This window comes from Rhizobiaceae bacterium, from assembly GCA_023953835.1.
Lineage (GTDB): Bacteria > Pseudomonadota > Alphaproteobacteria > Rhizobiales > Rhizobiaceae > Mesorhizobium_G.
In genome coordinates this window covers 52,224-64,761 of record JAMLJB010000003.1, presented here as the reverse complement: position 1 = coordinate 64,761, position 12,538 = coordinate 52,224, and the positions used below count along the sequence as shown (strand labels likewise).

Annotated in this window: 10 protein-coding genes and 3 pseudogenes; 3 read left to right on the top strand and 10 right to left on the bottom strand. The window is 57.8% G+C overall.

The window, feature by feature from the left end; genetic code table 11:
- Positions 1 to 15: 15 nt before the first annotated feature.
- From M9924_20350 to M9924_20335, 4 genes and pseudogenes are all read right to left on the bottom strand, one after another.
- A pseudogene (locus M9924_20350) lies at positions 16 to 1,463 on the bottom strand (IS66 family transposase).
- Between the two features lie 98 nt (positions 1,464 to 1,561).
- A pseudogene (gene tnpB, locus M9924_20345) lies at positions 1,562 to 1,888 on the bottom strand (IS66 family insertion sequence element accessory protein TnpB).
- A gap of 26 nt (positions 1,889 to 1,914) precedes the next feature.
- Positions 1,915 to 2,376 (bottom strand): transposase, encoded by a 462-nt coding sequence (locus tag M9924_20340; protein MCO5066734.1) that lies wholly within the window; start codon positions 2,374 to 2,376, stop codon positions 1,915 to 1,917.
- A 78-nt stretch (positions 2,377 to 2,454) separates the two neighbouring features.
- Positions 2,455 to 2,622, bottom strand: a complete 168-nt coding sequence (locus M9924_20335; protein ID MCO5066733.1) for a hypothetical protein — start codon at positions 2,620 to 2,622, stop codon at positions 2,455 to 2,457.
- A gap of 203 nt (positions 2,623 to 2,825) precedes the next feature.
- On the opposite strand from M9924_20335, the gene M9924_20330 reads away from it, so the two are divergent.
- The 3 genes and pseudogenes from M9924_20330 (at position 2,826) to M9924_20320 (ending at position 5,248) form a co-directional block, all read left to right on the top strand.
- Positions 2,826 to 3,242: a transposase gene (locus tag M9924_20330; protein MCO5066732.1), complete on the top strand. Its 417-nt coding sequence runs from the start codon at positions 2,826 to 2,828 to the stop codon at positions 3,240 to 3,242.
- Entirely contained in the window at positions 3,239 to 3,586 is a 348-nt protein-coding gene (gene tnpB, locus M9924_20325; GenBank protein ID MCO5066731.1) for an IS66 family insertion sequence element accessory protein TnpB, read from the top strand. Before M9924_20330 ends, tnpB (M9924_20325) begins: the two co-directional genes overlap by 4 nt.
- 44 nt (positions 3,587 to 3,630) lie before the next feature.
- Positions 3,631 to 5,248 (top strand): annotated as a pseudogene (locus M9924_20320) (IS66 family transposase).
- A 327-nt stretch (positions 5,249 to 5,575) separates the two neighbouring features.
- Here M9924_20320 and M9924_20315 read toward each other — a convergent pair.
- From M9924_20315 to M9924_20290, 6 genes are all read right to left on the bottom strand, one after another.
- A complete protein-coding gene (locus tag M9924_20315; GenBank protein MCO5066730.1) occupies positions 5,576 to 6,460 on the bottom strand; it encodes an aminotransferase class IV in 885 nt (294 codons plus the stop codon).
- Between the two features lie 193 nt (positions 6,461 to 6,653).
- On the bottom strand, positions 6,654 to 7,439 hold the full coding sequence (locus M9924_20310; protein ID MCO5066729.1) for an SDR family oxidoreductase: 786 nt from the start codon (positions 7,437 to 7,439) through the stop codon (positions 6,654 to 6,656).
- A 39-nt stretch (positions 7,440 to 7,478) separates the two neighbouring features.
- Positions 7,479 to 8,573, bottom strand: coding sequence for an ABC transporter ATP-binding protein (locus M9924_20305; protein MCO5066728.1), 1,095 nt, complete (start codon positions 8,571 to 8,573; stop codon positions 7,479 to 7,481).
- Positions 8,566 to 9,561 (bottom strand): NAD(P)-binding domain-containing protein, encoded by a 996-nt coding sequence (locus M9924_20300; protein MCO5066727.1) that lies wholly within the window; start codon positions 9,559 to 9,561, stop codon positions 8,566 to 8,568. The genes M9924_20305 and M9924_20300 overlap by 8 nt, the downstream gene beginning before the upstream one ends.
- Before the next feature lie 23 nt (positions 9,562 to 9,584).
- The gene (locus M9924_20295; protein ID MCO5066726.1) at positions 9,585 to 11,363 is read right to left on the bottom strand and encodes an iron ABC transporter permease; all 1,779 of its coding nucleotides are present in this window, start codon (positions 11,361 to 11,363) and stop codon (positions 9,585 to 9,587) included.
- Positions 11,364 to 11,417: 54 nt separating this feature from the next.
- Entirely contained in the window at positions 11,418 to 12,401 is a 984-nt protein-coding gene (locus tag M9924_20290) for a fumarylacetoacetate hydrolase family protein (GenBank protein ID MCO5066725.1), read from the bottom strand.
- Positions 12,402 to 12,538 lie beyond the last annotated feature (137 nt).

Below are 12,538 nucleotides of genomic sequence, written 5' to 3'. Positions count from 1 at the left end.
CTCGGGAACGCGAATGTAGGCCCAGGGCAGCAGGTCGTCGATCTGGCTTTGCGGATGTCCTGCAACGATGCGGACAACGACGTCGGTGAGATAGGCGTGAGGCTCGACGTTGATGAGTTTGCAGGTCTCGATGAGCGAGGCGATGGTCGCCCAGTGCTCGGCTCCACCATCGGAGCCGGCGAAGAGCGCGTTCTTGCGGATCAAGGCGATGGGTCGGATGGCGCGTTCGACGACATTGTTGTCGATCTCGATGCGACCATCGTCGAGGAGCGGCTAAGGCCCGGCCAGCGCGATAGCGCGTAGCGGATAGCCTCGGCCAGCTTGCTCTTCTGGCTGAGCAGAGCAAGCTTCTCCCTGAGCCACGGCTCAAGCGCATCGACGGCAGGTCGGCTTCTCGACTCCCGCACGGCACGGCGTTCGTCGGCGGAGCGGCCGCGGATATCGCTCTCGATGCGGTAGAGTTCGGCGATACGGGCAAGCACTTCCGTGGCGATCGGCGCGGGGCCGGCCTGGGCGAGTTCGTAGAAGCGGCGGCGCGCATGTGACCAGCAGAACGCCAGGCTCACGGCATTGCGCTCGGCCAGCACCTTGTAGCCCGCATATCCGTCGACCTGCAGGACACCGACGAAGCCCTGAAGATGCCGCATCGGCTGCTCGGCCTTGCGGTCGGGGGCATAGAGATAGACGACGCCGGGCAAGTCAACGCGGCCCCACGGCCGGTCGTCACGGGCATAGGCAAAGAGCTGGCCGGTCTTGGTTCGCCCCCGGCCCGGATCGAGCACGGGAGCTTTGGTCTCGTCGGCGAAGAGCTTGTCGGTCGCCTTCAGCCGCTCGAACATGCGCTCATGCACGGGTCGAAGCAGGAAGCCTGCTTTACCGACCCAGTCGGCGAGCGTCGACCGATCGAGATCGATGCCTTGGCGGCTGTAGATTTGGGCCTGGCAGTAAAGCGGAAGATGGTCGGCATATTTGCTGATCAACACATGGGCGACGGTGGCTTCCGTCGGGATGCCACCCTCGACGAGACGCGCGGGCGCAGGCACCTGCACGATCACCTCCTCGCAGGCGCGGCAGGCGTATTTGGGTCGGCGTGTGACGATCACCCGGAACTGGGCGGGGACCACGTCAAGGCGCTCGGATACGTCTTCGCCGATCCTGTGGAGCGCGCTTCGGCAGCAGGGGCAGGTCTTGTCGTCAACGTCGATCACAGTGTCGACGCGCGGCAGGTGAGCGGGCAGAGACCCACGATTGGCGCGGCGCCTGCGCGCCTGGGCTTCACGCTTGGCCGGGTCCGCGGCTTCCTCGTCGGCCAAGCCCTCCGCCTCTACCTGTTCGGCTTCCTCAAGTCCCAGGAGCAACTGGTCCTCGGGCAAGCTCTCCGCCCTACGCCCGAAGCGATGGCGCTGCAGCTCCTTGATGATCTGGCGCAGCCGTTCATTCTCCGCGCGCTCAGCGGCAAGCATCGCCTGAACGGCGACAGGATCGCTGGTCAGAGGCTTGGCCGCGTCGGTCAGGAAGCGGAATGAATCATAGATTACAGTGAGTTGCCAGAAACAAGCACTCAGCTTGCTGCTGTCGGGACACGCGTCTCGCGCGCCTCATGCAACCGCCGCCAGTCGAGGCCTTCCAACAGCGCCTGCAGCTGCGCCGCCGTCAACCGGACAACGTCGTCGGCAACGCTTGGCCAGCAAAACTTGCCATCCTCCAGTCGCTTGGCGAACAGGCGCACGCCCGTGCCCTCGAAGTAGACGAGCTTGATCCGGTCGGCACGTTTGGCTCAGAACACGTAGACTGCGCCTGAGAACGGATCGGTGCCCAACGCCTCGCGCACAAGCGCCGCCAGCCCATCGGCCCCCTTGCGGAAGTCCACCGGCTTCGTCGCGACCATCACGCGCACCGCGCCCGTCGCGCCGATCACATCGATCCCTTCAACGCGCCGATCACCGCCGCGATCGTGGCGGGTGAAGCGCCGCCGCCAATCCTCACCGTGACACCGGCCGCTTCCAGTTCGATCGCGGCCGGTCGGCGTCGTGACCGCCCGCGCCGCTTCGATCGTGGCGGCTTCGGTTCCCCTGCATCCGTGGGCTCCGGTGCGACCACCGCGGGCACGAAGGCGAGCGTCTCGGTCTGCGCCCGCTTCCGCGCCTCGCGTCGCCACGTGAACAGTTGCTGCGGCGTCAGCCCATGCCGGCGGGCTACCGCCGAAACCACGGCCCCGGGCAGAAGCGATTCTTCCAGGATCCGCGCCCGGTCGTCGGCATTCCAGCGCCGGCGACCCAGCGCGCCAGTGATTACCTCGAAGCGCCGGACCTGGCCCTCCGGCTCAAGTCTATGGTCAAGCCCAGACACAAAACGGTCCTCCAGACGGATCGTCACTTTCGCCCTTTACGCCACTCCGCAGAAGGTGTGAGCGGCGCACCGCTTACACAGGAACGGCTTCGCCAGCGACATCCATCAGAAGAAGCCGAAGGAGCGGTCGATGAGCGAGGCGACGGCGCGTGCCAATGGCCGGCGGTCAAAGATCCGATCGCGCATCGAGCACGTCTTTCGCTCACCGGAAATCCGCATGTGACTGTTCGTCAGGATCATCGGCATCGCAAGTGCGCCGATGAAAATCGGCATGGCCAATCTCGCCTACAACATCACCCGTTACGTCTGGCACGCGAGAAGAGCGGCATCAGCATGACGCGATGCCGGCGCAAGCCATCACCGCCCGGCGAAACGCAGCATTGTCCTGCCTCATGACGAGATCGATTGTGCTGAAATCGTACGCTCCGAGGCGGGCCGCCTTGTGAAGATCGGCGACAGGGATGATTACAGGTCATATGGACACCACTACGACCAAGAATGATTTCAAGCTTCTGGAGATCGTGGATACGGGCCGGCGTCGTCGGTTCAGTGCGGAGGCGAAGCGTCAGATTGTCGAGGAGAGTTTCGTGTCGGGAGACGCGGTTTCCGCGGTAGCTCGGCGTCACGGGCTTTTCCCGGCGCAGTTGTTCGCCTGGCGCCGGGCGGCGCGGGAAGGTGTATTCGGCATCTGGAACGGCGGTGGTGCAGACTTCATCGAAGCGCGTGCCGTGCCTGCCGCCGATATTGATTCCGGGCATTCGACTTCCCACACCACCAATGGAAAAGGTCGGCTTGAGATCGTGAGCGCGAACGGGCGGCGAGTGATCGTTGAGCCGGATGTTGAGGTTGCAGCGCTGCTGCGGATCATCGGGGGATTGGAGAGCCTGCGATGATCCCGGTTCCCAGCGGCGTGCGCGTGTGGCTTGCGACGGGCTACACGGACATGCGCCGCGGCTTTCCTGGGCTGTCGCTGCAGGTGCAGGAAGTGCTCCGCGGTGATCCGCTGAGCGGGCACCTGTTCTGCTTTCGGGGTCGCAGAGGCAATCTTTTGAAAGTGATCTGGCACGACGGCCAGGGTGCCTGCCTGTTCACGAAACGGCTGGAGCGCGGGCGGTTCATCTGGCCGAGCCCGGCCGATGGCGCGGTTATGATCTCGACGGCGCAGCTCGGCTATCTCCTGTCCGGGATCGATTGGCGCAACCCGCAGAAAACATGGCGGCCGACGCGGGTTGGCTAGCATTTACCTTTGAAATTGCTGGAAAAGCCTGATTCACTGGCCTCATGATGGTGAAAGCGGACGACCTTCCTTCGGACCTTGCAAGCGCATTGGCGGCGCTGCGGGTTGAACGTGAAGCGCGGATGCAGGCCGAGGCGGTGGCTGCCAGCGCGCAGGCGAAACTGTCGGACACCGAGGCGCTGATCGCGCATCTGCAGCTTATGATCGAGAAGCTGAAGCGCGAGAAATACGGCCAGCGTTCCGAACGCACGGCGCGGCTGATCGAGCAGATGGAACTTCAGCTCGAAGATCTGGTGAGCACGGCGAGCGAGGACGAGCTTGCCTCGGCCATTGCGGCGGCGAAAACCCAGAGCGTGCGCGCCGTCACACGCAAACGGCAGGTCCGCAAGCCCTGGCCTGAGAATATCGAGCGCGAGCGTGTCGTCATCGATCCTCCCACTGCCTGCACCTGCTGCGGCGGATCGCGGCTGTCGAAGCTGGGTGAGGACGTGACCGAAACGCTGGAGGAGATCCCGCGCCGCTTCAAGGTGATCGAAACGGTGCGCGAGAAGTTCACCTGCCGGGATTACGGGAAGATAAGCCAGGCGCCGGCGCCGTTCCACGCCACGCCGCGTGGCTTCATCGGTCCACAACTGTTGGCGACGATCCTATTCGACAAGTTCGGCATGCACGCCCCACTTAACCGCCAGAGCACGCGCTTCAAGGCCGAGGGGATCGATCTGTCGCTGTCGACGCTGGCTGACCAGGTCGGCCACGGGACCTTCGCCGTCATGCCGCTCTTCCAGTTGATCGAGCGGCATGTGCTTGCTGCCGAACGCCTTCATGGAGACGACACCACCATCCGCATTCTGGCAAAGGGGAAGTGCACGACCGGGCGCATATGGACCTATGTGTGCGATGACCGTCCCTTCGCCGGACCTGCGCCGCCGGCAGCGGTGTATTACGCCTCGAGTGACAGACGCCGCGAACGTCCCCAGAAGCATCTGACCGGGTTCGCCGGCATCCTGCAGTGCGACTGTTACAGTGGCTTTGAGCCTCTGTTCGACCCGCAGCAGAAGGAGCAGCCGATCATTCTTTGAACTGGCCGATATCGAGAAACATGCCCGGAACGGCAAGAAGGGTAAACCGGTCTCCCCGTTCGCGCTGGAAGCGGTCAGGCGCCTCGACGCTCTGTTCGAGATCGAACGCGCCATCAATGGCCGCGGCGCCGACGAGCGGCGGGCTGTACGCCAGGAGAAGAGCCAGCCGTTTCTCGACGACATGCACAACTGGTTGCTCCAAGAACGCGAAACCCTCTCGCGCTCCGCCGAGGTGTTGAAGCCGATCAACTACATGCTCCGGCGCTGGGCCGACTTCGCCCGCTTCCTCGACGACGGCAGGATCTGCCTTACCAACAACGCGGCCGAACGAGCGCTGCGAGGTATTGCTCTGGGTCGGCGCAACTGGACCTTCGCCGGCTCACAGCGCGGTGCCGACCGCGCCGCCGTGATGCTCACACTCATCACTACGGCCCGTCTCAACGATGTCGATCCGAAAGCCTGGCTCGCCGACGTCCTGGCCCGCATTGCAGATCTTCCCGCCTCCCGTCTGCACGAACTGCTGCCTTGGGAATGGGAGCGTCTGCGCCGAGCCGACGCGGTCGTCGATCAGCAGGCCGCCTGACCTTCACGAAACCCCATCATAGATCCGGCACCGCTCGCGCGAGCCCACATCTCCTGCGGTCCTCAGCGTATGCGTACCTGAAATCGGCTGCCACGCCAAATCTATCGGTTCTTCGAGGCATGCAGCTGACCGGCCTGAGCTTCGCGCTTACCGATGCACGCTGGACGCTTAAGTTCAGCAACGCCAAGCCGCATGAAGCGGGACGGTGCCGGCCGTCGATCATCCGGCCTTCAGCTACTCCGCTTGGAGCAAGACTTTAGCGGGCCGTACCGTCCGCCGCTTGGCGGTTTGACCAAGGGAAGCCATGCCGGAAGAATAATGGCAAGCTCAGATCGGATCGTTCCATTCTGGATTGTTATGTGCGTCCCAATAGCGGGCTTTTAGATCAAGAGTAGTCGAGCCCGGTGCTCCACTGCCAACAATTTTTCCGTCAAGCCGGGTTATAGGAATTATGCCACCAGCAGTACTGGTTATGAAGATCTCGTCAGCCGAGCGTAGCTCGTCGATTGATACCAGCCGCTCCTTCACCAAATGATGTGATTTCATAGCGAGTTCCAGCACTGTTTTGCGAGTGATGCCCTCAAGTATACCTGTAGATGGGGTTGATATCTCGCCAGCATAAACCATAAATATATTGAAGCCAGGTCCCTCTAGGACATGACGATCTCCATCGGTAAGCACTACTGTGTCGTCGCCTTGATCATAGGCATAAAAAAGCCCTCTTGTGAAATCATGCCAGTGGTAGTTCTTAATCGTCGGATCCACTGAGCTTGATGGTATTCTAACCACATTACTGATACGTAGAGAAATTCCTCTTCTTTGCGCTTCAGGATCGGCGATACTTATGAATGGAACCGCAAATGCGTAAAAAGCGTTCTTGCACGTCCGAGGATCACGAGAGCCGGGGAGGGGTATTCCCCTAGTGCAGATCATTTCTACATACGCATCCTGCAATCCGCACAACTGAACGCATCTAAATAAGATGTCGCGCAGCTCCTTCCTTGAAACTGGCAAAGACATTCGGAGTTTTGCGATGCCGCGTTCGAATCGGTCAATATGGTCATCTAAACGAAAGAAGCGACCACGCCATACATGAGCAACATCATAAGTTGCGTCCGAGCGCAGAAATCCCCAGTCCATAATAGGCAATTTAGCCTGGTCAATAGAAATGTAACTGCCATCGACAAAGGCCGCACCAATTGAATAGTTCAAGTTACTGCACCTTCATTCTTGGTAGATCTCTGTCAGTTATGACACAACGCGGACCACAATACCCAGACCTGTGGTGAAGATAATTGAGATGGAGTGCTGACACGAACTGCGAATTCCATCCGATTTTTTTTTGGATCAAGTTACGCACACAAACAATCAACCGGGACGAGAGTCCATTGGCTTTCGGTGTGCCTCAAATGCTTGCGATCAAACCACCATCAATCCGAAGAACGGATCCAGTGATGTAAGCCGCCCGCTGGCTGGCAAGAAATGCGACCGCACTAGCAAACTCTTCCGGTTTGCCATATCGACCAATCGGAATCATGTGAGTACTTTCAGCCATGACAGTGTCGATCGATTTGCCTTCGCGGGCGGCCTTGGCCCCATCAAGTTCGTGCGTCCGGGCGGTGGCGATCCTTCCTGGAACGACGATATTAGCCGTAATTCGATCTCGTGCTACTTCACGGGCCAGTGTTTTAGACCATCCGACCAAACTGAGCCGCAACGCGTTTGAGAACCCCAAATTTGGAATTGGCGCTATCACGCCAGACGACGTGCAGGTTATGACGCGGCCCCAGCGACGACGGCGCATGTCGGGCAACACGAGGTCAGTAAGCGCAATGAGCGACACTACCATCTTCTCGAACTGTTCACGCCAGACCTCTGGCGATTGACCACCTGCTGGCGCCGGCGGAGGCCCCCCAGAGATATTCACCAGAATATCGATCGAGCCAGCCCACTCCTGAATTTTTCCTACGACCGTCTGAAACGAATCGATCTCACGAAGGTCGCATGGGAACGCCTTCGCACGTCCAGCGGCCTTCTGGATTACGTTCCCGGTGGCGGCGAGGCTTTCTTCGCTTATGTCTATCATAGCGACGGACGCACCTTCTGCGGCGAGTGCCTCAGCGATGGCACTGCCAAGTCCACCCCCGGCACCTAAAACAAGAGCCGTTCGCTCCTTGATCTCAAGATCCATCGACAGTGCTCCCTATATGTAGGAATCGAAACTCGAAATTTATCGCTCGTTCTCGTCCACAAGGATGTGCACGTCGTCAGGATCTACAACGACGGAAATGCGGATGCCTTCGTTGCAACTGATGTCAGAACTGCATTTTGCCCGGAGGAATGAACGAGGTTTGGCGCCGGCTGGCAAAAGGTCCAGTTCCACCTGTCCGCCGATGAACCTGCGGTTAACAACTACACAATCGAATATCTGTTGTGCCGATTCGTCCTGGTCTCCAATGAACGGCTTTATCTTCTCAGGGCGAATAAACAAATGTACGGCACCTGTCGCCGACTCGGACGAAATGACCTTTCCGATCTCAGTCTCAATAGCGCTTGCGCCGTTGGGACGCGGAAATGCATGACCAGATAGAATATTCGCACCGCCAATGAACTGAGCGGCCGACACAGTTCGCGGCCGTTCATACAGCTGCTCCGGAGACGCCAATTCCAAAATCCTTCCGTTCCACATCAGGGCGACCTGATCGGACATCGACAGTGCTTCGTTCTGATCGTGGGTCACGCAAATTGTCGTAATCCCCAACTCTTTCTGGAGGGCTCGGATTTCACCACGCATCTGGTCTCGCAAAGAAGCATCGAGGTTGCTAAGCGGCTCATCGAGCAACATTAAGCTCGGCTCGGCGACTGTTGCCCTTGCGAGCGCCACCCGTTGCTGCTGACCACCGCTCAGCCGGGAAGCATTTCGGTTGGCAATGCCTACGAGACCTACCTTGGACAAGGCGGCAAGGGTACGTTCCTTAATTCGTTCCTCCTTTCGGATAATTAGCGGAAAGGCGACGTTGTCATAGACGCTCATATGCGGCCAAATAGCATAGGATTGGAACACCATGCCTAGGTTCCGTCTGTTAGCGGAGATGTTAATACCATCCGCGGCGGAGTAAACGATCTGATCGCCGATGGCGATGGTGCCGCTCGAAGGATGTTCAAGGCCGGCAAGGCACCTCAACAAGGTAGTTTTGCCGCATCCACTGGGGCCAAGCAGTGTAAGAAATGAACCTTTCGGGACCGAAAGGCCGACGCTATCAACGGCCTTAACCGTTTCGCTGCCGGTTACAAAGAACATCGTTACATCTTTGACCTCAAGCATCTATTTCGCCTTGTTTACCACCGTCAGTGGGTGCATTCGTCACCTCATATTCCGGCGCTTCGCCGGCAAGGACGCGACGAATGTTGCCGACTGCCACCTCCGTCAGTTTCGCCTTCACCTCTTTCGTAATCCCCGCGTTGTGAGGCGTGAGGAAAACATTCGGATGCTTGAGAAGCGGGTCTTGCGGGTCCGCAGGCTCTTCCCAAAACACGTCGAGCCCTGCCCCGGCAATTCTGCCTGTTTCCAAGGCCTCCGTCAGGGCTGCTTTATCGACGATAGAAGCGCGAGAGATATTAATAAGATACGCGGATCTTTTCATCATACCCAACTCGCGTTGACCGATCATTCCGACAGTATTTGCTTCCAGCGGTAAATGGAGAGAGACGAAGTCAGACTGACTCAACACATGATCCATACTGGAAAAGTCACCCATGAAAGACAAACCAAGGTCTTTTTCAGCGCGCCTGTCGATGGTCCGTTTGACGGTCATGACTTTCATGCCCAAGCCCGCGACCAATCTCGCGAGCTCGGTTCCAGTATTACCCAACCCGATCAGGCCTAATGTCTTTCCCGCTAGGGATACTGCTTCGACCTTTCCGAGCATCCTGTCCTGGACGTGTTTCAGATTCTCTCGCGCGCGCTTGGCAACCGCCATTATTAGAAACAATGCATGCTCTGCGACCATCCGATCTCCCCCCGAAACCCGCGCCGGTATCGCCGCTACGCGAATCCCCCGCTGACGTGCCGCCTTGATATCCACACCTACGAGATGATGACCGAGACGCTGCAGCAATTTGAGATTACGGCAAGCATCTAGGATATCCGCAGACACGGGCACGTCCCGAAGAAGAAACACCGCGGCATGCCGGCCCTGCTCCTGGAGACTACGGCTCGGATCATACTCAAGAACCTCGTACCCTTCACCGAGAGCCTGTTTTATGTTATTGTGGGAGTCCAATCCAGGCGCAGCTTTCAAGATCGTAATCATGGAATTGTTTCCTTGTTTAGACATCAAATCTTATAGAGTACTTGCCGATCCAACCGCGAAAACAAAACCATCAAAAGGAAGGCGATGCCACCTAGAAGCGCTACGACCATCGTCACGTAGGCCGAGAGAAGGCCGAAGTTTCCACCTTCCCACATGTCAAGAACAATAACGGAAAACACCTCGGTACCTGCTGTTACCAAAAATATAGACGCCGAATATTCCCGAAATGCCCTCAGTGCGATGAATATTGCCGAGCTTAACAAGCTCGGCATCATGATCTTTACTACGATTCGAAAAAAAACGGAGGTCCAGCGCGCCCCGCTCACGAACGCAGCTTCCTCGAGTTCGCGGTGCAACTGGCTAAGTCCTGCGGAGCAAATACGGACCGCGTACGGCAAAAACAGTGTTATGTAGGCCAGCAGCAGGATCCACAATGTACCGTAGATGGGAAACGGCACGAACAAATATACCCACATGAAGCTGACGCCGACGATGAGACCTGGCATCGCCACAGGCAGCGTCGCCATCTGATCAAGAATGATCAGTAGCCACCGCGGGCGATCGAAGCGAAGGATGATCCAAGATATGAGCATCCCAATCATGGTAGTGATCACGCCCGCTAGCGATCCCAACAACACGCTATTTGTGAGCGCACGCACTGCCGGTCCGTAGTTCAGCGCCGCCGAGAAATTGTCAAGCGTAAGATACTGTAGACTCTGGATTGAAGGTACTTGCGGAAACTGCATGAAGGCGTTCCAAAGGAACACCAACATGGGGAGTCCCGTGCCCAAGCTCAGAACAGTGCCAATCAAAATGGCAAGGGGCCACCGGAGTTTGCCGATCCGGGTTATCCGGGGCCGAAAGGCCTTACCAGTCACAGTGATAAACTTCTTAGAGTCCGCGGTCGCCCGGTGGTAGACAAACATACCGACGATACTTACTACCAGATAGATCAAACTCAAGGCGTTAGCAAGGTTGAGGTCGGGCGGGTAGCGATAAATCGTCAGGTAGATTTCAGTCGAGAAGAAGAACATCCTCCCCGGCAAGCCTATCAGGAGCGGGACCATCAGAGATCCCAGCGAGAGGATGAAGAAGATCAGCCAGCCAGCGGAAATCGCGGGAATGAGCAGCGGTACTGTAATTTTGCGAGCCACGATCGTACCGTTCGCACCAGCTACTAAAGCAGCTTCCTCCAGTTCCGGGTTCATCGCGTGAAAGGCGGGCCTGAGCCATAGGAAGGCCAGCGGTAGTTCCTGCAGGACGCTCACCCAAACCATTCCACTAAACGAATAAATGTCGAATGGGTCACGATCAAAGCCGAAGTACTCTGTGAACACCGCGTTGAGCATGCCGTTATTTGGCCCGAGCAGCATAATCCAACCCGTGACGAACAGCACGGAAGGGACGAGTATGGGAATGAGCGCGAAAAGCTGAGAAAAGCGGCGAAGTGGAGCATCTGTTCGCTCAACGAGCCAAGCGATTACGCCGCCGAGCAAAGTGACGAGGGTTGCGGTAATCGTGGCCAGAAGTACAGAATTATACAAAGAATGATAATATTTCCCGTCCGTATAGGCCGCTATCAGTGCGTCGCCAGACGAGACGACACCGGTACTAGCGCTGTATTTGACGACACTTCCGAATATCAGCCCGACAACCGGCGGACCGATCAACACGATCACGCCGGCAAGAGCGACCCCGAGAAATAATCGCTTGGAGGTTAGGCCGGCGCCAGTTTTTCGGCGGGACGCCGCGTTGGGTTGCCAGTTCGACTTTGCGTTCCCAAGTTTTACACCGAATGCCATGACGTGATTCTTTCTCGAGTCCGAGAAGACGGCTTTGCCGTCAGTTCATCCCAACTAGGCGATCTCCGGAAGTGGCTCCAGAACGGACTTCCACTTCTTTTTTCCGATCATGTTTTCGAGGACTCCGATCTGCTCCATTTCGCATCGGACGACTTGCCCGACCTTGAGGAATTTTCCAGTTGTATGCGCATTTCCCTTGGTGCTGCCGGTGATGATGATGTCGCCAGGCCCGAGGCGGATGTGGCGGGAAACCGCGGCAACAAACCGCTCTACCGGGAACAGCATGTCTGAGGTATTGCTCTTCTGCCGAAGTTCATCATCGACATGCGTTGTGAAATCCAGATTGTTCGGGTCCTTGCCGAGAAACTCCGCTGGCACGATCCAAGGCCCACAAGGACCACAAAAGTCTCCTGCTTTTCCGTGTGGCGAATCCAGCCCGTTCGTCCATGAAGGCAGGTCGCGCACACACGCATCGTTGAAGATGCTGTATCCGAAGATATAGTTGGCTGCGTCGCGCTCGGAAACATCAGAGCATAACTTGCCAATCACGATGGCAAGTTCATTCTCGTAGTCCCATTCCTTGCTGTCCTCAGGAAAGAAAATTGTTTCGTTGTGGCCGACTAAAGCGCTCGGATGCTTGAGGAAAGACATCTTAACGTCTTTCGGCCAACGTCCTTCCGTGGGCTTGTAGCCCATCTCGACCAAGTATCCTCGATAGGAGCTCCCACATCCGACCAGCCGCGCCGGTGCAAGCACCGGCGGCAGCAATCTCACGGAGTCGACGGCTTGCGACAACCCTGACCACTCTTCCTGTTTGGCGACTTCCAGCATATCGCGAAAGTATCCTGTGCGCTGGTGGTGAATCCGGATGAACATCGCCATATCGTGCGGAACCAGTGCCTCCGCAATCTCCCGACAATTGGGTAAACGCTCCTTCTCGAACAAATACAAGGAAGTCAGAGATCGCAGATCCCAAATATAACTACTGTCAACGAGGCCCAACTTAGGACCGTTATCAAAGTACGTAGCCAACTTCATAACATTCTCCATTCGGTAATGCTGCAGGAACGTCAGTCCTTATTCTGCTTAGTATATTCACTTGTCTTCAGCGTTCGACGTCGCATGGCGCTATCCGTTTCAATGCGGCCCTCTTCCAGAAGGCGACTGACATATTT